Source organism: Streptomyces sp. NBC_00289 (assembly GCF_041435115.1).
GTDB lineage: Bacteria > Actinomycetota > Actinomycetes > Streptomycetales > Streptomycetaceae > Streptomyces.
In genome coordinates this window covers 5,428,811-5,449,872 of the sequence record NZ_CP108046.1, presented here as the reverse complement: position 1 = coordinate 5,449,872, position 21,062 = coordinate 5,428,811, and the positions used below count along the sequence as shown (strand labels likewise).

Genomic DNA, 21,062 nt, shown 5'->3' with positions numbered 1-21,062 from the left:
CCATCGGCGACTGATTCCGGAAGTGAAGTAGAGACATGGCCAAGCGAATCGACGTAAGCGGGCTCACCGCCTACTACAGCGCCCACAAAGCGATCGAGGACATCTCGATGACGGTCGAGCCCCGCTCGGTGACGGCCTTCATCGGCCCCTCCGGCTGCGGCAAGTCGACGTTCCTGCGCACCCTCAACCGCATGCACGAGGTCACCGCGGGCGGGCGCGTCGAGGGCAAGGTGCTCCTGGACGACGAGGACCTGTACGGCGCCGGCATCGACCCGGTGTCCGTCCGCCGCGAGGTCGGCATGGTCTTCCAGCGCCCGAACCCCTTCCCCACGATGTCGATCTTCGACAACGTGGCGGCGGGCCTGCGCCTCAACGGCAGCTACAAGAAGAGCGAGCTGGCGGACGTCGTCGAGAAGTCCCTCAAGGGCGCGAACCTCTGGAACGAGGTCAAGGACCGCCTCAACAAGCCCGGTTCGGGCCTGTCCGGTGGCCAGCAGCAGCGGCTGTGCATCGCGCGGGCGATCGCGGTGGAACCGAACGTCCTGCTCATGGACGAGCCCTGCTCCGCCCTGGACCCGATCTCCACGCTCGCCATCGAGGACCTGATCGGCGAGCTGAAGGAACGCTTCACGATCGTCATCGTGACGCACAACATGCAGCAGGCCGCCCGCGTCTCCGACCGCACGGCCTTCTTCAACCTGTCGGCGGTGGGCCAGCCCGGCCGGCTGATCGAGATCGACGACACGGAACGCATCTTCTCCAACCCGTCGGTCCAGGCCACGGAGGACTACATCTCCGGCCGCTTCGGCTGACCGCCCCCAGAACCCCTCGCGGTGCTGCATGGCGGTGCCACCGCGAGGCCGAAAAGGGCCCGCCCCCGTACAGGGGGCGGGCCCGTTCTCATACACCGACCCGACCGGCATCCAGCCTCACGGACGCCACTTCAGCCTCGCGGGCGTCACTTCAGCCCGGCTGGCGTCATTCCAGCCCGGCTGGCGTCATTCCAGCCCGGCTGGCGTCATTCCAGCCCCTCCGGCGTTTGAGGAGCGGGGCGCGGGGGCGGAGCCCCGAATCCCAGCCCCTCCGGCACATCCAGCCCCTCCGGCGTTTGAGGAGCGGGGGCGCGGGGGCGGAGCCCCCGAATCCCAGCCCCTCCGGCGTTTGAGGAGCGGGGGTCCAGGGGGCAGCGCCCCCTGGGTACGGCCGCGCCTACAGGATCACCAGGTTCACAACCCAGAAGGCGACCGCAGCGACAGCCGCCGCAGCCGGCATGGTGATGAACCACCCAAGAACGATGTTCTTGGCCACCCCCCACCGCACGGCATTGACCCGCTTCGTCGCCCCCACACCCATGATCGCCGAGGTGATCACATGCGTGGTGGAGATCGGCGCCTTGAACAGAAACGCCGTGGCGAACATGATCGACGCCCCCGTCGTCTCCGCGGCGAACCCCTGCGGAGGATCCAGCTCGATGATCTTCCGCCCGAGCGTCCGCATGATGCGCCACCCACCCGCGTACGTCCCCAGCGACAGCATCAGCGCACAGGCGATCTTCACCCACACCGGAATCGGGTCGTCCGGACCCTGGACGTCACCGATGACGAGCGCCATCACCACGATGCCCATCGTCTTCTGGGCGTCCTGCAGACCGTGCCCGAGCGCCATACCGGCCGCCGACACCGTCTGCGCTATCCGGAAACCCCTCTTGGCCTTGTGCGGGTTGGACCGCCGGAAGAGCCACAGGATCACGCACATCACCAGGTAGCCGACGATCAGGCCGACGACCGGCGAGAGGAACATCGGGATGACGACCTTGTCCAGGACGCCGGACCAGATCACTTCCGTACCGCCCGCGAGCGCCGCCCCCACCATGCCGCCGAACAACGCGTGCGACGAGGACGAGGGGAGGCCGAAGTACCAGGTGACGAGGTTCCAGGTGATCGCGCCGATGAGCGCGGCGAACAGAATCGCCATCCCCGTGGAGCCCTCGGGCGTCTCGATCAGCCCGCTGCTGACGGTGTGCGCGACGCCACTGCCGAGGAAGGCGCCCGCGAGGTTCATCACGGCGGCCATGGCGAGCGCGGCCCGCGGGGTCAGCGCCCGCGTGGAGACCGACGTGGCGATGGCGTTCGCCGAGTCGTGAAAGCCGTTGGTGTAGGTGAATCCGAGCGCGACGCCGATGGTCACGATCAGGGCGAAGGTGTCCATGAAAGGTTCAGGACTCCTTGACGGCGATGGTCTCCACCGTGTTCGCCACGTGCTCGAACGCGTCCGCCGCTTCTTCCAGTACGTCCACGATCTGCTTGAGCTTCAGCACCTCGATGGCTTCGTACGAGCCGTTGAAGAGGTGGGCGAGCAGCTTGCGGTGGACCTGGTCGGCCTGGTTCTCGAGCCGGTTGACCTCGATCCAGTACTCGGTGAGGTTGTCCATGGTCCGCAGGTTCGGCATGGCCTCGGCGGTCAGCTCGGCCGCCCGCGACAGCACCTCGATCTGCTGCTCGACGCCCTTGGGAAGGTCCTCGACCTGGTACAGCACGACCAGGTCGACGGCCTCCTCCATGAAGTCCATGATGTCGTCGAGGGACGACGCGAGGTTGTAGATGTCCTCACGGTCGAACGGCGTGATGAACGAGGAGTTCAGCTGGTGGAAGATCGCGTGCGTGGCATCGTCACCGGCGTGTTCCGCGGCCCGCATACGCTCTGCGATCTCGGCCCGGCCGGCGGTGTCCGCCCCGAGCAGTTCCATGAGGAGCTTCGAGCCCGTGACGATGTTGTCCGCGGATGCGGCGAACATGTCATAGAAGCTCGTCTCCCTGGGGGTCAGACGAAATCGCACAAGGGGTCCTCGGGGTGCATCGGTTTCGGTCAGGGTGATGCTAGGCGCATCATCCGGCCACGGCTAATGGGCCGTCCCCCAGTGTCGCCCATCGGGCACAGTGCTCGGCACGGGGGCCGCCCGGTGGTCCAGTCCAGCCGCTGTTCTGGGGTACGGCCACTCGACTCATACCCGCGAAAGTTCGCTACGATATACCCACTAGGGGTATATGTCTGGAGGACGCGATGACGACCACCGAGGCCGGCGCGGATGCACCCTCCGCAGCCGACGCGGCGACTGCGACCGCGGGGGCGGACGCGCACGTGGTGACCGACCACGACCGCGGCGTGCACGGCTACCACAAGCAGAAGGACGAACACCTCAAGCGGCTGCGCCGCATCGAGGGCCAGATCCGCGGCCTGCAGCGGATGGTCGACGAGGACGTCTACTGCATCGACATACTCACCCAGGTGTCCGCCTCCACCAAGGCCCTGCAGTCCTTCGCCCTGCAACTCCTGGAGGAACACCTGCGCCACTGCGTGGCCGACGCGGCCGTCAAGGGCGGCACGGAGATCGACGCGAAGGTGGAGGAGGCGACGAAGGCGATCGGCCGGCTGCTGCGCACCTGAAACCGGCCACGCGCCAGGCGGAGGGGACAGAGGGCGGATGCCCCCGGCTCATTCGCCGGAGGCACCCCCACGCTCCTCGGCCACTCGCAGCACCTCGTCGATGCTCTCCAGACTCAGCCGGTCCTCCGCGGCCGAGGCCGCGATGATCAGCTCTCCGCACAGCTCGATCTCGGCGAGGGCCACGTGGTCCTGAACTGCCGTACCGCCGACCGGAGCCACGCGCATCACCTCTTCTCTGCCGTCACCGACTTCCTAGAGTAGGGAGCGGCATACACACAGCGCATGGCACGGACGGGCTAGTTCTCGCCGTTCCGGGCCACTTCTCGTCATTCCGCGATCCGGCCGGCGTAGATGTCCGCGGCCTTCGGCAGCCGTACGTCGACGGGGGCCCCGAAGTCGTACAGCAGGGTCGTCGAGGCGACCGCGACGGTGCCCTTCCGCTGTCCGTTGACGAAACTGAACCGGTGCCGGATCTTGCGGATGCGTCCCTGCTCGTCGAGGTAGACGTCGAACGGCACCCGGGCCGTGGCGAACCCTTCCGCCGCGGCCGCCAGGGATTTCGTCCCGCCCTTGGAGGCGCTCTTCGCCGCCGCCGCGAGATCGGCGGTCCCGCGGTAGTGCCGCACCTGGGCCCCGGCCACGTCGGTCGTGCCGACGTACGTCGCCGTCCGCGTCCCGCGCAGCACCTCGGCGGCGGCGAACGGATCGGTGACCCCGCCGGTGACCAGGTTCCCGTCGGTCAGGGTGCCCGTGTCGACCCGTACCCATTTGTCGGCGGGCACTCCGGCGCCCCGGTTCTTCATGAACAGGGCGCCGGGCGCGAGGAGTTCGGTGATCGGCCGGTGTTCACTGGTGCCGGCCGGGTCCTGGGGCAGCAGTACCTTCAGCCGGCCGAGCTGCTTGCGGAAGTCGTAGACGCCCTCGCCGCGGATGGTGACGCGGGTCCCACCGGTGGCCATCTCCATCGACGTACGGGCCTTCGAACTCCCGGCGTCCACCAGGCTGTCGGCGGCCCGGTGCAGGGTCCCGACGGGATCGGCCACAGGGGACTCGCCCGCGGCCCCGCTGTCGGAGCACCCGCCCGCGCCGAGACAGACACAGACCACGAGTCCCGCCGCGACGACCGTCCCGCCCGCCGTCCGCTGCCGCTGCTCCGCCATCGCCTGCTACCCCCAGCCGGTACGTCCGTCACGGGCGCCCTGTCGTTGCGGTTAACGACGAGTAGGGGGCGGTCGTCACGCGCATACCAGCGCTTTACCTTCCCTGGGTAACGTTGTCGGCGTGGCGCAGCAGGAGAGGGTCGAACCCGGCCGGGGAACTCCGGAACACCGCACGACTACCGTCGAACACGGCCGCTTCTGCGCGGCCCACTGCACCTGCGGCTGGCGCGGCCCGGCCCGCAGAGCCCGAAGCACAGCAAGAGCAGACGCAGAAACCCACACAGACCGGTTACCGAACTAAGCCCACGCCCCTCAGCCGAAGCCCCAAAGGGGCGCGAGGAACTGCGCACCCACCCCCAACCGAAGCGCCCCAAAGGGGCGCGGGGAACTGCGCGACCAGCCCCCACCATCCGCAGCCAACACACAACCCCACCCAAGGCACCCCAAAAGGGGCGCGGGGAACTGCGCGACCAGCCCCCACCCACCCGCACCCGGCCCACAAACCCCCTCGCACCCCACGGCGAGCCGCGCCCTTGGAACCCCCAGCCCGGGGGACCCGTCTCGTTCCACAGACACCAACAACGGCCGACGACGGCCAAGAACGGCCGACGACAGCCGACGACGGCCAAGAACGGCCACCCACGACGCCGACGAAAGGCGCGGACATGCAACGCCGCACGTTCATAGGAAGCGCCGCAGCCACGATCGCAGCGACGGCGACAGCCTCCTGCAAGAGCGGCGCCGACTCAGCCACCCCAACGAAGAGCGCGGCCGGAACGGCCGCGACCACCGGCATGTCCGCCCACACCACCCGCGCCCCCGCCGCCGTCACCGCCGCCGCGAACTGGACCGCCCTGGCCCGCGACCTGGACGGCCTCCTGGTCCGCCCCGGCGACGCCAAGTGGGCGGCGGCGAGGCAGCTCTACAACACCCGCTTCGACTCGCTGAAGCCGGCGGCCGTGGCGTACGTGGCGCACCAGGACGACATACGCACGGTCCTGTCCTACGCCCACGCCCACGGCGTCCACGTGTCGATCCGCAACGGCGGCCACTCGTACGCGGGTTGGTCCTCCGGCAACGGCCGGCTGGTCGTCGACGTGTCGAAGCTCAACCGGGTCCGGGCGGCCGGCGGGTCGGCGGTCGTCGGCGCCGGCTCCAAGCTGATCGACGTCTACCGCGCGCTCGCGGCGAAGGGCGTGACGATACCGGCGGGCTCCTGCCCGACGGTCGGCGTGTCCGGTCTGGTGCTCGGCGGCGGCCACGGCGTGGTCTCCCGGGCGTACGGCCTGACCTGCGACAGCCTGACCCAGGCGACGCTGATCACGGCGGACGGCAAGCAGCTCACGGCGAACGCCACGGAACACAAGGACCTCTTCTGGGCGTTGCGCGGCGCGGGCAACGGCAACTTCGGTGTCGTCACGGAGCTTCAGTTCAAGACCCACCCGGCCCCGCAGGCCGTGACGGCCTACCTGAGCTGGCCGTGGGCGAAGGCGGCCGCGGTGGTGAAGGCCTGGCAGGAGTGGGGCCCGTCCCAGCCGGACGAGATCTGGTCGTCCCTGCACGTGGCGAACACCTCCGGCGGCACCCCGACGGTGTCGGTCGCCGCGTTCTCCCTCGGTACGTACGGCGAACTCCAGAACGCGGTGGACCGCCTCGCCCACAAGGTCGGCGCGAACGCGACCAGCGTGTCACTCAGGCGCCGCGGCTACGAGGAGGCGATGGAGATCTACGCCGGCTGCTCGTCGTACGCGAACGACGCCCAGTGCCATCTGCCGGGCACCACCCCCGGCCGCTCCGCGCAGGGCGCCCTGCAGCGCGAGACGTACGCGGCCCGGTCGGACTTCTTCGACCGTTCGTTGTCCGCGGCCGGCATCCAGGCGCTGCTCGCGCAGGTCAAGTCGGTGCGGGGCGGCGCGGGCAGTGTCGCGCTCACCGCGCTCGGCGGGGCGGTGAACCGGGTCTCCCCCACGGCGACGGCGTTCGTGCACCGCCGTTCCCGCATGCTGGCCCAGTACATCGGGTCGTGGCGGGCGGGCACCTCGGGTACGACGGTCCAGTCCTGGCTGACCTCGGCGCACGACGCGATGAAGCCGTACGCCTCCGGTGCGGCCTACCAGAACTACACGGACCCGACCCTGACGGACTGGCGCAAGGCGTACTACGGGGATGCGGCGACCCGTCTGGCCACGGTGAAGAAGCAGTACGACCCGAACCGCTTCTTCTCCTATCCGCAGGCCCTGTGACCGGGCCGCGGGACCGCGGGGCTCACGCCGCCAGGTCCCGCTCCTCGGTGCCCGGGGCCTCTCGCCGCGCCCCGGGGACCATCGCGTCCTGCCCGTCGGCGGACCGGCCACGTGCCCGGATCAGCCATCCGGCCCTCGGCGACCGCTCGACCGCCTTGAGCACCGGCGTCAGCAGGGCCGACGCCGGCGGGGACAGCAGCAGCGCCACCGCCGTACCGAGGGCGAAGCCACCGACGACGTCGGTCGGATAGTGGACACCCATGTAGATCCGGCAGAACCCCTCGAGCAGCGCCAGCGCGATGCCCGCGATCCCGAACCTCCGGTTGGCGACGAACAGTCCGGCGGCCATCGCCATGGTGATGGTCGCGTGATCGCTCACGAAGGAGTAGTCGGTCTTCCCGGACACCAGGACCTCCAGGCCCTGATGGTCGAGGAAGGGTCTGGGCCGCTCCACGAATCCGCGTATCGGCACGTTGACCAGGACCGCGACCCCGGCCGCGAGCGGTGCCCAGACCAGCGCGGCGACGGACGACGCGGCCTGCTCGCCGCCCCGGCGGCGCACGGACCACCAGCACCACAGCACGAGCAGCACCATGGCGAACAGCAGCCCGTACTCCCCGACGTACTCCACGATCCTGTCGAACCAGTGCGGCGCGTCCTTGGCCAGGCCATTGATGTCGTACAGCAGATCGACGTCAGGGTTCGACCCGGATTCGGCGAGTCCAGCCATGGTGCTGCGGCCCCTTCGTCGTCTTTCCGGCGCGCTCTTTCGCGCGCCGCGCCTGCCCACCCCCGTGGTGTGTAGATCCGCTTCCGCTGTCGATCCGACGCTGACGTCCGCTCGGCTACGTCAACAGGAACGCACGTCCCTGGTTGATACGTTCCACACTCCACCGAATGATCACGCAGACGTTATCGAAGAGAAATACATCTCTGCAGCTCAGGGGGTGGGTTCACGCTCGGTTCGGACCGGTTCAGACCGTGGTGGGCAGCGCTTTCGCGCCATCTTCGGTGACCCGGGTGGCCCCGAAGTAGTCGGGGGTGTCAATCGGGTCGAACCGGATCACAGCACCCGTGCGCGGCGCGTCGATCATGTATCCACCACCCACATAGATCCCCACATGCCGGATGGCGCGGGAATTGGTGAGGTCGTCCGAGAAGAACACCAGGTCGCCGGGGAGCAGTTCGGCCCGCGCGGGGTGCGGACCCGCGTTGTACTGGTCGTTGGCGACCCGTGGCAGCGTGATGCCGACGCTCTCGTACGCGGCCTTGGTCAGCCCCGAGCAGTCGAACCGTCCGCCCTGGTCAGCGGTGCCGTTCCCACCCCAGAGGTAGGGCGTGCCGAGCTTCTTCTGCGCGTAGTAGATCGCCCCGGCGGCCTGCTTGGAGGGATCGACGCGGCTGACGGGCGCGGCGAAACTCTCCTCCAGGGTCGTGATCGTCTTCACGTAGTTCCGGGTCTCCTGGTACGGCGGCACGCCTCCGTACTTGATGACCGCGTAGGCCCCCGCGTTGTAGGAGGCCAACATGTTTTCGGTCAGGTTGCCGGGCACGTCCTTGACGTAGGAGGCGAGGCTGCAGTCGTAGGAGGCGGCCGACGGAATCGCGTCATTCGGGTCCCAGACGTCGCGGTCGCCGTCCCCGTCGCCGTCGATGCCGTGGGTGGCCCAGGTGCCGGGGATGAACTGCGCGATGCCCTCCGCCGCCGCCGCGCTCTTGGCGCTGGGGTTGAACCCGCTCTCCTGGTAGAGCTGCGCGGCGAGCAGTGCCGGGTTGATGGCCGGGCACAGGTTGCCCCACTTCTGCACGAGGGGCTGGTAGGCGGCCGGCACGGAGCCCTTGGCCAGCGCTTTCGTGGCACCCCCGACGCCGTTGGTCAGATTCCCGGCGACGATGTAGACGCCGATGACCAGCAGCATCACGAAGGAGAGGCCGGAGCCGACAGCAAGGGTCGCCACGATCCATGCCTTACGCACCGTCAACCGCCCCTCGCCGCCCGGGAGTCCGTCGCCCAGGTCAGTGTAGAGGCGGCGGTCGTCCTCCGGGGTGATCACGCACGAGGAAGAAACAGCACGTCGCGGCGCGGGTCAGCGATCAACGGTCGGGTCGCGGTCAGCGATCGGCGGTCGCGTCCCGGTACAGCTCGTCGGCCTCCGCCCCCAGCACGACGCTGTACGAGATGTCGGCCGTGGCCCCGCCCTGCTCGTGCCCGCCGAGGACGCCGACGACCTGACCGTCGCCGTTGACCCACGGACTGCCGCTGGTACCGCCGGTGAGGTCGGGACACTCGATGCGCTGCTGCGTACGGCTGTGCGCGGTGGGCTTGCTCGTGCAGCTGACGGGCGCCTCGCGGGAGTTGGGATACCCGGTGACGGTGACGGCCGTGGCCCCGGTGGCCACACCGGCGGCGAAGCGGTTCCCGCCGACGGTGTCCTCGACGCCCTGGCCGCCCCGGTCCTCGACCGTGGCGAAGGCGACGTCACTGTCCTCGTCCTGCCCCCCGGCCCACCCGGCGGGCAGATACCGCCGCCCGACCTTCCAGATCCCGTACGGCGCCCTGCCGTCCCGCCAGCCGGGTACGAAGAGGAGGTCACCGTCGCCGTCCAGGCAGTGCGCCGCGGTGACGAGGAGATCGTGCCGCGGGCTGCGCACCACGGACGCCGTACAGAAGTGCCCGCCGGAGCCGCCGCCCCGGTCGGCGTCGAAGAGGGCCCCGACCCGTGCGCTCTGCGCGGTCGCCGCCGCGACCCTCGTCACGCCGAAGGGACCGGGTCCGGCGTCCGCGGCCGCCTCGGAGGCGGAGGTGACGGCCAGCGCCACGACGGCGCACAGGAGGGGGCGCGGCGGACACGGCAGGCGGCCGATACGGAAGGTGCGCTTCATCGGCCCCCACTCTGCCGAAGGAAGGTGAGAATCGGATCGGGCCCTCACCGGAATTCTCCCGTGCCACGCCCGACCCCGCTACCGGCACTCGGCCCACAGCAGCTTCCCGCCCTTCGAGGCACCGAGCTCACGCAGCACGGAGGCTCCGACGGAGTCCGCGCAGGCCCGCACGAGATGCAGCCCGCGACCGTCCTCGGCCTCCACGGGCGGTACGCCGACGAGGGCCCCCTCGCCCGTGAAGCCCGACGGAACTCTCGGGTCCGCGTCCCACACGCCGACACGGAGCCGGCCGGTCTCCATGGCGCGCAGCCGCAGGGCGTAGGGCCCGCGGGTGTGCAGATGGGCGTTGGTGAGGAGTTCGGAGGCGAGCAACTCGGCGGTGGGGGCGAGCCGGAGGAGGTCGTGCGCGGCGAGCACGGTACGCAGGGTCGCGCGGCCGATCCCCGGTGCGCGTGGATCGTGCGGGAGATGGAGGGTGTAGGCCCAGGACGGCGATACGGTGGCCATCGGATGTCTCCGATCACGGTGGGGAGTTGGGCTCTTGCGGTGGGTTGCGGTGCCCAGTGACGCGGCCGTCCCGTCGGACGGTGTGCTTCTGGGCGAGGGCGCCTTGCCCCACTAAGCTAGCGCGAGACATAAAAGGCCTTATATAAATTCCGTGAAAGAGCTGATCTACCACCCGTGTGGGTGACGAGGAGGCAGGACACCCGTGAGAAGCAATCCAACGGGTCGCCAACTCCGCATGGGCACCGAGCTGCGCAAACTGCGCGAGCGCGCAGGCCTGACCTCGACACAGGCCAGTCGCCTGCTCGGTGTCCAGCAGAACCAGATCAGCAACATGGAGGCCGGACGCGCCGGAGTGAGCCCAGAGCGGGTACGCACCCTCGCCTGCCACTACGACTGCGGGGACAAAGCCCTCGTCGAGGCGCTCAGTGACATGGCGACCGAGCGGACGCGCGGCTGGTGGGAGGAGTACCGGGAGATCCTGCCGGCCGCCCTGCTGGACCTCGCCGAACTCGAACACCACGCGACGCGGCTGCGGGCCGCGACAACCGTGCACATCCCCGGCCTTCTCCAGACCACGGACTACGCCCGTGAGATCTTCCGCCAGGACGTGCCGGAGATGTCGCCGCCCGACATCGAGCACCGGATCTCATTCCGCATCAAGCGGCAGGCCGTGCTCTACCGGGCCACCCCGACGCCCCACCGGGCGATCATCCACGAGGCCGCTCTGCGCATGACGATCGGCGGGGCCTCCGTGACTCGCGCGCAGCTCCAGCACCTGCTGGACATGAGCGAGCGCGACTCGATCACCATCCGCGTGATCCCGTTCAACGCCGGCACCCTCCCCGGTTCGGGCCAGGCTTTCTACTACTCCAAGGGACCGGTGCCGCAGCTCGACACCGTGCACCTCGACCAGTCCCACGGCCCGGTCTTCCTGGACTCCGACGCCCAACTCGACAAGTACCGCGTACTCCTCAACCGCATGGACGCCCACGCGCTCTCCGACCCGGAGTCGCGTGCTCTCATCCACAAAGTCGCCCAGGACCTGTAAGGACCCGAAGATGACCCGACTCACCTGGCAGAAGTCGTCCCACTGCGCTCAGGGTGACTCCTGCGTGCACGTCGCCACCGCGACCGGCACGATCCGTCTGACCGAAAGCAGCGACCCGACCGGCGCGATACTCAAGGCCGTTCCGGCCTCCTTCGGCGCCCTTCTCTCCGTACTGAAGGGGGAAATTCACCGTGGCTGAACTGTCCCCCGACCTCGAATGGACCCGCGCCGCCCCGCCCGACGCCACCGGCCCCGGCCCCTGGATCGAGATCGCCTTCGGCGAGGGGGAGGACGGGGACGCCCCCGTCTACCTGCGGGAGACCAGCGCCCCGGACACCGTCGTCACGACGAACCGCCGCAAGTGGGACGCCTTCGTTCTCGGCGTACAGGCAGGCGAGTTCGACCACTTCGTGGAGGGCGCGCCGGGGCCGGACGACACGGCTGGGTGACGATCGGCCGACGTCACACGCCGGCCGAACCGCCCTCCGACCCCGCCGGCACCAAGGGGAAGGCCGTCCCGGTCAGTTCCTCGGACGCCGTCCACAGCCGCCGGGCCGTCACCGGGTCGCTCGCCGCGGCCGTACGGCCCACCAGCGCCGGAGCACCCCGCATCTCACCGAGACCGTCGGGGCCCACGTAGCTCGCGCCGGGGAGGTCCTGGGTGGCCGCGTAGAGGGTGGGCAGGGCGCCCGCCTTGTCGTCCTGGGCCACCAGCCTGTTGCCGAGGCGCATGAGGGCGCGGGCGACGGGGTTCGCCGTGTGGCTCTGGAGGTTGGTGGCCGCGTAGCCGGGGTGGGCGGCCAGCGCCCGGACCGACGAACCGGACTCCGTGAGGCGGCGCTGGAGTTCGAGGGTGAACAGCAGGTTGGCCAGCTTGGACTGGCCGTAGGCGCGCCGCGGGTCGTAGTCGGCCGCGCTGTTCAGGTCGTCGAAGTGGATCCGGCCGTCGCCCCAGCGGTGGGCGCCGGAGGAAACGGTCACGACCCGGTCGGTGACGTACGGCAGCAGCAGGTTCGTCAGGGCGAAGTGCCCCAGGTGGTTGGTGCCGAACTGCATCTCGAAGCCGTCCTTGGTCCGCTGCTGCGGGAGCATCATCACGCCCGCGTTGTTGACCAGCAGATCCAGCGGCCCGTTCCAGGAGCCGGCGAACTCCCGTACGGAGGACAGGTCGGCGAGGTCGAGGCGCCGGACCTCGGTGCTGCCGGTCACGGTCCCGGCCGCAGCCCGGCCCCGCTCCAGGTCCCGCACGGCGAACACGACGTGCGCGCCCGCACGGGCCAGCACGTCCGCCGCGACCAGCCCGATGCCGCTGTTGGCGCCGGTCACCACGGCCGTACGGCCGGAGAGGTCGGGCATACGGGTCGCGTTCCACTTGCTCTGGTCATCCTTGTCAGCCATGGCCCCAATGTAGGCGGCGCCAACAATGCTGTCAATGACAACAATGATGGCGGCGGCAACATCGGGATACGATGGTCCGCATGCCCGAGAGCCGCCCCTATCACCACGGAGACCTGCGCGCCGCCCTGCTGGCGAACGCGGAGCGAACCCTGCGGGAGCGGGGCAAGACCGCGCTCTCCCTGCGCGAACTGGCCCGGGCGACCGGCGTCAGCCACGCCGCCCCCGGCCGCCACTTCAAGGACAAGCAGGCCCTGCTCAACGCGCTGGCCCTCACCGGCTACGAACGGCTGGCCCAGACCCTGGACGGGGCCGACGACCCCGCCCTCCCCCTGCAGTCCCGTCTCACCGCGCTCGCCCGCGCCTACCTCGGCTTCGCCATCGACAACGCCGAGCTGCTGGAGCTGATGTACACCCGCAAGCACGACCCGGACGCCTCGGACCAGATGGCGGCGGCCGTCGACCGGACCGTCGGCTCGCTGGAGCGCCTGTTCGCGGAGGCCCAGAAGCGCGGCGAGATCGTCGAGGGCGATCCGGGAGAGATCACCCTCGTCGCGGCCGCCGTCCTGCACGGCTCCGCCACGCTCACGGCCACCGGCATGCTCACCCCCGAGGCGGCGCTGGCCGGCGTGGACGGCCTGGTCCACCACGTGCTCCACGGCCTCAAGCCGCGCTGACCCACCGCCCGCGAACCTTCGGGGCCTTTCCCGCACCGCCCGAAGGTTCCCTTCGCGCGCTCCGAAATCCAGTGACCCGCCTGTGAGTTGGGTCAAGCAGCCTTCACTCACGCCCCATCGGGCAGCCATCGGCGAGTAAGCCCCGGACTGGGTTCGGTAAGGCGGAAGTCAGGATTCCGGCAGCCCCTTGTTGTCGCGTACTCAACAAGGGGATCGTCCTTCGCGGGCCGCCGCCCGCCGCCGGGGACTCCACACCGACGGCACGCACCCGCACGCGCCCCTGCCCCACCACCACCAGGAGGCTGCACCCTTGCGTACCACCACCCCCACAGACAGATCCGACGGTCCCTCCACCCGCCGTGGCCTGCGCCGCGTCGCCGCGGCCGCCGTCGCCACCGCCGCGCTCCTCCTCGCCGGATTCGGCACCGCGGTCCAGGCCGACGCGGCGCAGCCGGCGACCACGCCGTCCAAGGTGACCTGGACGGCGACCCCTTGCTCGACCCCCAAGAAGACCGGCGAACTGGCCTGCCACTCCCTGCGCGTCACCGGCGGCGTGACCGCCTTCCAGCGGGCCCGCGCCAAGGCCGCCGGCGTCACCCCCAGGGCCGCCGACGCCACCACCCCCTCCGGCTACGGCCCCACCGACCTCCAGTCCGCCTACGGCCTGACCTCGGCGGCCGCCGCCAACGGCGCCGGCGAGACCATCGCGATCGTCGACGCGTACAACGACCCCAACGCCGAGGCCGACCTCGCCAAGTACCGCTCGTACTACGGCCTCACCGCCTGCACCACGGCCAACGGCTGCTTCAAGAAGGTCAGCCAGACCGGCTCCACCACCTCGCTCCCGACCAGTGACTCCGGCTGGTCCGAGGAGATATCCCTCGACCTCGACATGGCCAGCGCCGTCTGCCCGAAGTGCGACATCCTCCTCGTCGAGGCCACCTCGGCCAGCATGGCCAACCTCGGCAAGTCCGTGAACGAGGCCGTCACCCTCGGCGCGAAGTACGTCTCCAACAGCTACGGCGGCTCCGAGTCCTCCTCGGACACGTCGTACGACTCCTCGTACTTCAACCACCCGGGCGTCGCCATCACCGTCAGCGCGGGCGACTCCGCCTACGGCGCCGAATACCCCGCCGCCTCCAGGTACGTCACGTCCGTCGGCGGCACCGCCCTCTCCAAGTCCTCCTCCACCAGCCGCGGCTGGACCGAGAGCGTCTGGAAGACCAGCAGCACCGAGGGCACCGGCTCCGGCTGCTCCGCGTACGACGCGAAGCCGACCTGGCAGACCGACACCGGCTGCTCCAAGCGCGCCATCTCCGACGTCTCGGCGGTGGCCGACCCGGCGACCGGCGTCTCCGTCTACGACTCCTACGGCGTCACCGCCGGCTGGTACACCTTCGGCGGCACCAGCGCCTCGTCCCCGATCATCGCCGCCGTCTACGCCCTCGCCGGCACCCCCTCCAGCGGCTCCTACCCGGCGAAGTTCCCCTACACGGCGGCCGGCACCTCCGCCCTCAACGACGTCACCAGCGGCAACAACGGCACCTGCACCACCAGCTACCTGTGCACCGCGACGTCCGGCTACGACGGACCGACCGGCTGGGGCACCCCGGAGGGCGTGAGCGCCTTCACCGGCTGACGATCCGGCAGACAGGGAAGAACGCGCCGTCGGCGGCGCTCGTGGGGAGACCGCCGACGGCACACAGGAGACGGGCCGTGGCACCCAGCCGCGGCCCGTCCGCCATTCCAGCGATAAACTTCCCCCGGAAACCCGGGCATCACTCGTTCCCCCGACTGGCCGTCAGAAACGGACACGTACGGACAAGGGCGTAAAAGGGGTCAACGACAGAACCACACCACAGGTTCCGCTCAGGCCTCATTGCCCGGCGTGACCTGCCGTGATACACAGAGTGACCATACGACTCTTCGCAAGGTGTTCGTACGAAACCCGCCAATCAATGACGTCAAGTCGACATACGACGGCGCCATCGTCGGCGACAATGATGCCTGACCTCTGCGCCAAAGCAGGGGATGCGGAACTACCCACCAGGGGCGGTGACTTACATGCTCTTTGCGGCCGACAAGGGAGACATCAACACCATCATCGGCGGGATCGCTCCGGACTGGGGGCCCTTCGGCAGCCTCGGCAACGAGGCGAAGGTGATGATCGAGGTGGTGATGGCGGTGGCCATCCTGCTCTGCCTCGGCATCGCCATCTGGGGCGCCGCCAAACAGCGCATCGGTGCGACCGCGCTCCGCGACACCTTCAGCGCGGAACAGGGCAAGGGCCTCATCATCGCGGGCCTCACGGGCGTCTTCATCATCGGCTCCCTCGGCACGCTCTTCACCATCGTGTACGGCATGGCCGTGTAGGCGGGGCGTCCGGGCGACGCTCCGTCAGTCCGGCCGGGCACGCCCGGTGTTCCCCTACCCCACCCGTCCGTCGTGCCCACCGGCTGAGGTTGCGTTTCCCTGATGTCGAGTCACCACACCGCGCCCGCGCGGGAACCAGCACGGCTACCGTCGTACTCCTACGAGTTTCCGCACGACGTCGAGGGGGCGTACGCGGCATGAGTCTCGGGGACGACAACGAAGCCTCCGGCGGTTACGGCGGCACCGGCCAGACCCGGACCCGCCTGCCCGACCGGGGCGGCGACGTGTACGGAGGCGCCCGCCGAGGTGGGCGCTCCTCCTCACGGAGCCTGGTCACGGTGGTCGGTGTGGTGGTGCTCCTGATCGCCGCGATCGCCTTCGCGAACCGTGGAGGAGACGATTCCGCTTCGTCCAAGGACACCGGCAACAAGCCGGACACCGCCTCCACGGCAGCAAGCGGCAACAAGCCGGTGAAGTCGACCACGGGCGGCATCCCGTCGGGATTCAGACAGGATCAGACGGGGGCGGAGAGCGCGGCGGCGAACTACGCGGTAGCGCTCGGCTCCGCCGAGATGTTCAACAAGAGCCAGCGGGACGCCATCCTGCAGGCCATCATCACGCCCTCCCGGGTCTCTGACTTCGAGACCAAGCTGGACCAGGCCTACACCGCCGATTTCAACAAGAACGTCGGCTTGAACGACGACGGCACCGCCCCGTCGGGCTACACGTTCGTCTCCCGTACAAGCCCGGTCGGCACCAAAGCCACGACGGCCTCGAGCAACAGCGCGACTGTCGAGGTCTGGTGCAGCGGACTCCTTGGCCTCGCCGGCGAGAACTCGACGAACCCCGTCACCAACAGCTGGTTCACCATCACGATGCAACTCCAGTGGATTGATGGCGACTGGAAGATCGTGACGCACTCCCAGAAGGAAGGCCCGGCGCCGGTGCCCGGCGACGACAGGGCTTCCAGTGCCGACGACATGGCGAAGGCCGTCGAGGAGTACGGAGGGTTCACTTATGCCCGCTAGCCATCGCGTGCTCAAGCTGACCGCTGCCGTCACGGTCGTACAAACCGCTGCGGTCCTGATGGCGACCCGCGCGTTCGCAGCGCCTACGCCTTCGCCCAGCAACGATCCGTGCGACCTGATCCACGGCCCCGCCAAGGACTACTGCGAAGGCGACAGCTCCGGCAGCCGATCCGGCACCACCTCCCTCACCAACACCCTCGACCCCCTCTCCTCCCTCGCCAAGGGCTGTGCCGACGCCGCGTCCTGGACCGTCGACAAGCTCAGTGAGGCCGTGAAGGAGACGGCGAACGTCGACTTCACGAACGCCAAGTTCCTCCAGCAGTACGCCGTCGTCTTCGCCGCGTCGACGATCCTCACGCTGGTCCTGTGGCTGCTGGCCGTGACCAAGCGAGCCGTGCGGGGCGTGCCCCTGACCACCGCCATCTCGGAAGCGATCGGCTTCCTGTGGCTGACGGTGCTCGCCTCCGCCTTCACCCCGCTGATCCTCTACACGGTCGTGTCGGCGACGGACGGCGTCTCCGAGGTCCTCGCGAAGACGACCGGCGACCAGACGGACACGTTCTTCGGCACCTTCTCCGGCGCCCTCGGCAAGGGCGACGACATCGGCGGCGGCCCGATCATGCTGATCGTGGTGTCCCTGGTGTCGATCCTCGCCGCCGGCGTCCTGTGGCTGGAGCTCGTCATCCGCGCCGCCCTGCTCTACGTCGGGGCCCTGCTCGGCACCGTCGTCTACGCGGGCCTGGTCGACAAGAACATGTGGGGCCACGTCCGCCGCTGGGCGGGCATCATGATCGCCGTCATCCTGGTCAAACCGGTGATCGTCATCGTGCTCGGCCTGGCCGGCGCTCTGTCCTCCGACAACGGCCCCGACGCCTTCTCGGCCGTCGTCTCCGGCCTGGCGATCATCCTGCTCGCCATCTTCGCCAGCGCGATGATCTACCGCTTCGTCCCCGGCTTCGGCGACGAGATCGCCGGCTCCCGCAACAACCGCATCATGCAGGGCGCCGAGGGCAAGGCCGCCGCGGTCATCAGCTCCCCGGCGACCATGGTCGCCCAGGGCATCAAGACCCACAGCTCCCGCGCCGACAACAACGGCGGCGGCGGTTCCGCGTCCAGCGGACCCCGTCCCGCCAACCCGGCCTCGGGCGGCGTCGCCGCGCACAGCTCGCGCACCGCGAACGGAGGCGGCGGATCTGTCCCCTCCGCCGCCCCCGCTCCCCGCTCGGGCAGCCCGGTGAACACGCCCCACGCCAGTGAAGCCCGCAACAGCAGCTCCAACCGCACGGGAGGTGAAGGGCGTTGACGACCGAGTCCCACGTGTCCCACATGGTCACGCCCCGCCGTACATATCTGATCGGCCGCGCCCGGCCGAACGCGATCGTCGGCCGCAACCGCGAGAGCGGCGAGATCGCACTGATCGTCCTGGGCGCGTTCCTCGGCATGATGTGCGGCCTCCTCGTCCCCGTCCTGTCCCTGCGGATCGTGCTGCTCACGGGCTTCCCGATGCTCGCGCTGGCCGCGGTCTACGTGCCGTACAAGCGCCGCACGTTCTACCGGTGGTTCGAGATCAACCGCAGCTACAAGCGCACCCTGCGCCGGGGGACGACGTACCGTTCCTCCGCCATGGAGGCCGGCACCCACCTCGACGGCCGCGAGATCGAGGTCGGCCCGCCGCCCGGCATCGGCCGGATCAACTGGCTCGCCGCACCGTTCGGCCCCGACGAGATCGCCGTACTCCTGCACGCAGACCGCAGAACGGTCACCGCGGCCATCGAGATCGAGGGCCCGGGCGTCGGCCTGCGCGACTCCGAGGACCAGGAAGCCCTCGTCGACCGCTTCGGCACCCTGCTCAAGCACGTGGCCAACGGTGACGGCTTCGTCACCCGCCTCCAGATGCTCGCCCGCACCCTCCCCGCCGACCCGGACGCCCACGCCAAGGACGTCGCCGTACGCGGGGACGAGCGGGCGCCGGGCTGGCTGTCGCAGTCGTACGAGCAGCTGCAGTCGATGGTGTCGACCAGCAGCGAGCAGCACCGCGCGTACCTCGTGGCCTGCATGCACTTCAACCGCGAACTGTCCGCCGAGGCACACACGATGGCCCGGGCCGCCCGCCCGCAGCACGGCCGCAAGCTCGACCGGGACGCCGGCCTCGCCGTCGTCATGGCCCGTGAGCTGACCGACATCTGCTCGCGCCTCCAGGAGGCCGACATCCGCGTCCGGCAGCCCCTCGGCCAGGGCCGGCTCGCCTCCCTCATCCACGCCATGTACGACCCCGACCACCCGATCGACCACATCCAGGCGATGACCAAGCGCAACGCCTGGCCGGCCGAGCTGGACGCCATGGAGCCCTCCTACCTCCAGGCCAAGACCCGCGAGTCCTCCACCCGCGCCCCCTGGTGCCACGCCACCGCCTGGATCAAGGAGTGGCCGATGACTCCCGTAGGCGTCAACTTCCTCGCCCCACTCCTCGTCCACACCCCGGACGTCATCCGCACCGTCGCCGTCACCATGGACCTCGAACCCACCGAGGTCGCCATCGAGCGCATGCTGACCGAGAAGACGAACGACGAGGCCGAGGCGTCCCGCGCCGCCAAGATGAACCGGACCGTCGACCCCCGCGACGTCGCCGCCCACGGCCGCATCGACCAGCGCGGCGAGGACCTCGCCAGCGGCGCCGCCGGCGTCAACCTGGTCGGCTACATCACCGTCTCCTCCCGCAACCCCGAGGCCCTGGCCCGCGACAAGCGGACCATAAGGGCCTCGGCCGGAAAGTCGTACCTGAAGCTGGAGTGGTGCGACCGAGAGCACCATCGCGCCTTCGTGAACACGCTCCCGTTCGCCACCGGCATTCGAAGGTAGGGGCCGCCGCATGCGGGATCCGATGTCCATCCTGACCGACGCCTTCACGTCCTTCCTCTTCGGGAAGGTCGAGACGACCCGCCTGCCGGTGCGCACCTCCACGGGCCAGGCCCAGGCCGTCTACCTGCCCACCGCGGCGCCCGGCCTCGGCGACTCGGGGGTCATCATCGGCCGCGAGGTCTACTCCGGGAAGGGCTACATCTACGACCCCTTCCAGCTGTACGGCCAGCAGCTCCCGGCACCTCACTGGCTGGTCCTCGGCGAGTCCGGCAACGGCAAGTCGGCGCTGGAGAAGACGTACGTCCTACGACAGCTACGCTTCCGCGACCGCCAGGTCGTCGTCCTCGACGCACAGGGCGAGGACGGCGTCGGCGAATGGAACCTGGTCGCGCGGGAGCTGGGTATAACTCCCATCCGGCTGGACCCGACGGCGGCCCTCGACCACGGGATCCGGCTCAACCCCCTCGACCCCTCGATCACGACGACGGGGCAGCTCGCGCTGCTCCGCACGATCATCGAGGTCGCGATGGGCCACGGCCTGGACGAGCGCTCCGGCTTCGCCCTCAAGGTCGCGCACGCCTTCGTCAACGAGACGATCCTCGACCGCCAGCCCGTACTGACGGACATCGTCGAGCAGCTACGGCACCCCGAGCCGGAGTCCGCCGAGGCGATGAACGTCGCCATAGACGACGTACGGGCCTGGGGCCTGGACGTGGCCCTGGTCCTGGACCGCCTGGTCGACGGTGACCTGCGCGGCATGTTCGACGGCCCCACCACGGTCGGCATCGACCTCGACGCGCCCCTGATCGTCTTCGACCTCTCCCACATCGACCGCAACTCCATCGCCATGCCCATCCTGATGGCGATCGTCGGAGTATGGCTCGAGCACACCTGGATCCGCCCCGACCGGAAGAAGCGCATCTTCCTGGTCGAGGAGGCCTGGCACATCATCAACAGCCCGTTCGTGGCGCAGCTGTTCCAGCGCCTGCTGAAGTTCGGGCGCCGGCTGGGCCTGTCCTTCGTGGCGGTCGTCCACCACCTGAGCGACGTGGTGGACGGAGCGGCGGCGAAGGAGGCCGCCGCGATCCTGAAGATGGCCTCGACCCGGACGATCTACGCCCAGAAGGCCGACGAGGCGAGGGCGACGGGCCGGGTGCTGGGCCTGCCCCGCTGGGCGGTGGAGATCATCCCGACCCTCACCCCCGGCATCGCGGTCTGGGACGTCAACGGCAACGTGCAGGTGGTCAAACACCTGGTCACGGACACCGAACGGCCACTCGTCTTCACCGACCGCGCGATGACCGAGACCTCCAGGGAACACGAACTGGCCGGCGACGCCCTGCGCGCCGCCGAGCTGGAGGCGGAGGAACGGGCGGCTGCCTTCATGGAACAGCACCTCAACGACTTGGACGGCTCGTCCGAGTCGACGGTGGCGTAGGCGGAGG

Annotated in this window: 23 protein-coding genes; 14 read left to right on the top strand and 9 right to left on the bottom strand. The window is 69.7% G+C overall.

What is annotated here, in order from left to right:
- Positions 1-35: 35 nt before the first annotated feature.
- On the top strand, positions 36-812 hold the full coding sequence (pstB, locus tag OG985_RS24745; RefSeq protein ID WP_371670515.1) for a phosphate ABC transporter ATP-binding protein PstB: 777 nt from the start codon (positions 36-38) through the stop codon (positions 810-812).
- Between the two features lie 397 nt (positions 813-1,209).
- Here the strand turns inward: pstB and OG985_RS24740 are convergent, their stop codons facing one another.
- Together OG985_RS24740 and OG985_RS24735 are read right to left on the bottom strand one after the other, a co-directional pair.
- Positions 1,210-2,208, bottom strand: coding sequence for an anion permease (locus OG985_RS24740; protein WP_371670514.1), 999 nt, complete (start codon positions 2,206-2,208; stop codon positions 1,210-1,212).
- Between the two features lie 7 nt (positions 2,209-2,215).
- Positions 2,216-2,836 carry a DUF47 domain-containing protein gene (locus OG985_RS24735; protein WP_371670513.1) on the bottom strand — a complete coding sequence of 207 codons (621 nt, stop codon included), beginning with the start codon at positions 2,834-2,836 and terminating at the stop codon, positions 2,216-2,218.
- 224 nt (positions 2,837-3,060) lie between these two features.
- Between OG985_RS24735 and OG985_RS24730 the strand changes: the two genes are divergently transcribed.
- Positions 3,061-3,444, top strand: a complete 384-nt coding sequence (locus OG985_RS24730) for a metal-sensitive transcriptional regulator (protein WP_371670512.1) — start codon at positions 3,061-3,063, stop codon at positions 3,442-3,444.
- A 48-nt stretch (positions 3,445-3,492) separates the two neighbouring features.
- On the opposite strand, the gene OG985_RS24725 is transcribed toward OG985_RS24730, so the two are convergent.
- Both OG985_RS24725 and OG985_RS24720 read right to left on the bottom strand, forming a co-directional pair.
- Complete coding sequence (locus OG985_RS24725; protein WP_371670511.1) at positions 3,493-3,669, bottom strand: hypothetical protein; 177 nt, start codon at positions 3,667-3,669, stop codon at positions 3,493-3,495.
- A 101-nt stretch (positions 3,670-3,770) separates the two neighbouring features.
- The gene (locus OG985_RS24720; protein ID WP_371670510.1) at positions 3,771-4,604 is read right to left on the bottom strand and encodes a hypothetical protein; all 834 of its coding nucleotides are present in this window, start codon (positions 4,602-4,604) and stop codon (positions 3,771-3,773) included.
- Positions 4,605-4,725: 121 nt separating this feature from the next.
- Here OG985_RS24720 and OG985_RS24715 point away from each other — a divergent pair, with 121 nt between their 5' ends.
- Together OG985_RS24715 and OG985_RS24710 are read left to right on the top strand one after the other, a co-directional pair.
- On the top strand, positions 4,726-4,905 hold the full coding sequence (locus OG985_RS24715) for a hypothetical protein (protein ID WP_371670509.1): 180 nt from the start codon (positions 4,726-4,728) through the stop codon (positions 4,903-4,905).
- Between the two features lie 364 nt (positions 4,906-5,269).
- Positions 5,270-6,847, top strand: a complete 1,578-nt coding sequence (locus OG985_RS24710; RefSeq protein WP_371670508.1) for an FAD-binding oxidoreductase — start codon at positions 5,270-5,272, stop codon at positions 6,845-6,847.
- Positions 6,848-6,869: 22 nt separating this feature from the next.
- Here OG985_RS24710 and OG985_RS24705 read toward each other — a convergent pair whose 3' ends face one another.
- The 4 genes from OG985_RS24705 to OG985_RS24690 form a co-directional block, all read right to left on the bottom strand.
- A complete protein-coding gene (locus OG985_RS24705) occupies positions 6,870-7,577 on the bottom strand; it encodes a phosphatase PAP2 family protein (RefSeq protein WP_371670507.1) in 708 nt (235 codons plus the stop codon).
- A gap of 244 nt (positions 7,578-7,821) precedes the next feature.
- Positions 7,822-8,766, bottom strand: a complete 945-nt coding sequence (locus tag OG985_RS24700) for an NlpC/P60 family protein (RefSeq protein WP_371674485.1) — start codon at positions 8,764-8,766, stop codon at positions 7,822-7,824.
- Between the two features lie 193 nt (positions 8,767-8,959).
- Positions 8,960-9,730 (bottom strand): trypsin-like peptidase domain-containing protein, encoded by a 771-nt coding sequence (locus OG985_RS24695; RefSeq protein WP_371670506.1) that lies wholly within the window; start codon positions 9,728-9,730, stop codon positions 8,960-8,962.
- 78 nt (positions 9,731-9,808) lie between these two features.
- Complete coding sequence (locus OG985_RS24690) at positions 9,809-10,237, bottom strand: ATP-binding protein (protein ID WP_371670505.1); 429 nt, start codon at positions 10,235-10,237, stop codon at positions 9,809-9,811.
- A gap of 202 nt (positions 10,238-10,439) precedes the next feature.
- Between OG985_RS24690 and OG985_RS24685 the strand changes: the two genes are divergently transcribed.
- From OG985_RS24685 to OG985_RS24675, 3 genes are read left to right on the top strand one after another with little or no spacing between them, the layout of a single operon-like run.
- Positions 10,440-11,285, top strand: a complete 846-nt coding sequence (locus tag OG985_RS24685) for a helix-turn-helix domain-containing protein (protein WP_371670504.1) — start codon at positions 10,440-10,442, stop codon at positions 11,283-11,285.
- 10 nt (positions 11,286-11,295) lie between these two features.
- Positions 11,296-11,484, top strand: coding sequence for a DUF397 domain-containing protein (locus OG985_RS24680; protein ID WP_371670503.1), 189 nt, complete (start codon positions 11,296-11,298; stop codon positions 11,482-11,484).
- Positions 11,477-11,734, top strand: a complete 258-nt coding sequence (locus tag OG985_RS24675) for a DUF397 domain-containing protein (protein ID WP_371670502.1) — start codon at positions 11,477-11,479, stop codon at positions 11,732-11,734. The genes OG985_RS24680 and OG985_RS24675 overlap by 8 nt, the downstream gene beginning before the upstream one ends.
- A 13-nt stretch (positions 11,735-11,747) precedes the next feature.
- On the opposite strand, the gene OG985_RS24670 is transcribed toward OG985_RS24675, so the two are convergent.
- Positions 11,748-12,683, bottom strand: coding sequence for an oxidoreductase (locus tag OG985_RS24670; protein ID WP_371670501.1), 936 nt, complete (start codon positions 12,681-12,683; stop codon positions 11,748-11,750).
- Between the two features lie 71 nt (positions 12,684-12,754).
- Between OG985_RS24670 and OG985_RS24665 the strand changes: the two genes are divergently transcribed.
- The 7 genes from OG985_RS24665 (at position 12,755) to OG985_RS24635 (ending at position 21,055) form a co-directional block, all read left to right on the top strand.
- On the top strand, positions 12,755-13,357 hold the full coding sequence (locus OG985_RS24665) for a TetR/AcrR family transcriptional regulator (RefSeq protein WP_371670500.1): 603 nt from the start codon (positions 12,755-12,757) through the stop codon (positions 13,355-13,357).
- A 310-nt stretch (positions 13,358-13,667) separates the two neighbouring features.
- Positions 13,668-14,996 (top strand): peptidase S8, encoded by a 1,329-nt coding sequence (locus OG985_RS24660; RefSeq protein WP_371670499.1) that lies wholly within the window; start codon positions 13,668-13,670, stop codon positions 14,994-14,996.
- A gap of 425 nt (positions 14,997-15,421) precedes the next feature.
- Positions 15,422-15,730 (top strand): hypothetical protein, encoded by a 309-nt coding sequence (locus OG985_RS24655; RefSeq protein ID WP_003991275.1) that lies wholly within the window; start codon positions 15,422-15,424, stop codon positions 15,728-15,730.
- A 197-nt stretch (positions 15,731-15,927) separates the two neighbouring features.
- Positions 15,928-16,758 carry a hypothetical protein gene (locus OG985_RS24650; RefSeq protein ID WP_371670498.1) on the top strand — a complete coding sequence of 277 codons (831 nt, stop codon included), beginning with the start codon at positions 15,928-15,930 and terminating at the stop codon, positions 16,756-16,758.
- Positions 16,748-18,061, top strand: coding sequence for a hypothetical protein (locus OG985_RS24645; RefSeq protein ID WP_371670497.1), 1,314 nt, complete (start codon positions 16,748-16,750; stop codon positions 18,059-18,061). The genes OG985_RS24650 and OG985_RS24645 overlap by 11 nt, the downstream gene beginning before the upstream one ends.
- Positions 18,058-19,617: an SCO6880 family protein gene (locus OG985_RS24640; protein WP_371670496.1), complete on the top strand. Its 1,560-nt coding sequence runs from the start codon at positions 18,058-18,060 to the stop codon at positions 19,615-19,617. Before OG985_RS24645 ends, OG985_RS24640 begins: the two co-directional genes overlap by 4 nt.
- Before the next feature lie 10 nt (positions 19,618-19,627).
- A complete protein-coding gene (locus OG985_RS24635) occupies positions 19,628-21,055 on the top strand; it encodes an ATP-binding protein (RefSeq protein ID WP_371670495.1) in 1,428 nt (475 codons plus the stop codon).
- Positions 21,056-21,062: the final 7 nt, after the last annotated feature.

Excerpts from the sequence above, each read along its gene's own strand:
- OG985_RS24665 (WP_371670500.1), top strand. The coding sequence starts at position 12,755 with ATGGTCCGCATGCCCGAGAGCCGCCCCTATCACCACGGAGACCTGCGC.
- pstB (WP_371670515.1), top strand. The coding sequence starts at position 36 with ATGGCCAAGCGAATCGACGTAAGCGGGCTCACCGCCTACTACAGCGCC.
- OG985_RS24650 (WP_371670498.1), top strand. The coding sequence starts at position 15,928 with ATGAGTCTCGGGGACGACAACGAAGCCTCCGGCGGTTACGGCGGCACC.
- OG985_RS24725 (WP_371670511.1), bottom strand. The coding sequence starts at position 3,669 with ATGCGCGTGGCTCCGGTCGGCGGTACGGCAGTTCAGGACCACGTGGCC.
- OG985_RS24720 (WP_371670510.1), bottom strand. The coding sequence starts at position 4,604 with ATGGCGGAGCAGCGGCAGCGGACGGCGGGCGGGACGGTCGTCGCGGCG.
- OG985_RS24635 (WP_371670495.1), top strand. The coding sequence starts at position 19,628 with ATGCGGGATCCGATGTCCATCCTGACCGACGCCTTCACGTCCTTCCTC.
- OG985_RS24730 (WP_371670512.1), top strand. The coding sequence starts at position 3,061 with ATGACGACCACCGAGGCCGGCGCGGATGCACCCTCCGCAGCCGACGCG.
- OG985_RS24710 (WP_371670508.1), top strand. The coding sequence starts at position 5,270 with ATGCAACGCCGCACGTTCATAGGAAGCGCCGCAGCCACGATCGCAGCG.
- OG985_RS24680 (WP_371670503.1), top strand. The coding sequence starts at position 11,296 with ATGACCCGACTCACCTGGCAGAAGTCGTCCCACTGCGCTCAGGGTGAC.
- OG985_RS24670 (WP_371670501.1), bottom strand. The coding sequence starts at position 12,683 with ATGGCTGACAAGGATGACCAGAGCAAGTGGAACGCGACCCGTATGCCC.
- OG985_RS24695 (WP_371670506.1), bottom strand. The coding sequence starts at position 9,730 with ATGAAGCGCACCTTCCGTATCGGCCGCCTGCCGTGTCCGCCGCGCCCC.
- OG985_RS24700 (WP_371674485.1), bottom strand. The coding sequence starts at position 8,766 with ATGCTGCTGGTCATCGGCGTCTACATCGTCGCCGGGAATCTGACCAAC.
- OG985_RS24740 (WP_371670514.1), bottom strand. The coding sequence starts at position 2,208 with ATGGACACCTTCGCCCTGATCGTGACCATCGGCGTCGCGCTCGGATTC.
- OG985_RS24690 (WP_371670505.1), bottom strand. The coding sequence starts at position 10,237 with ATGGCCACCGTATCGCCGTCCTGGGCCTACACCCTCCATCTCCCGCAC.
- OG985_RS24645 (WP_371670497.1), top strand. The coding sequence starts at position 16,748 with ATGCCCGCTAGCCATCGCGTGCTCAAGCTGACCGCTGCCGTCACGGTC.
- OG985_RS24705 (WP_371670507.1), bottom strand. The coding sequence starts at position 7,577 with ATGGCTGGACTCGCCGAATCCGGGTCGAACCCTGACGTCGATCTGCTG.
- OG985_RS24655 (WP_003991275.1), top strand. The coding sequence starts at position 15,422 with ATGCTCTTTGCGGCCGACAAGGGAGACATCAACACCATCATCGGCGGG.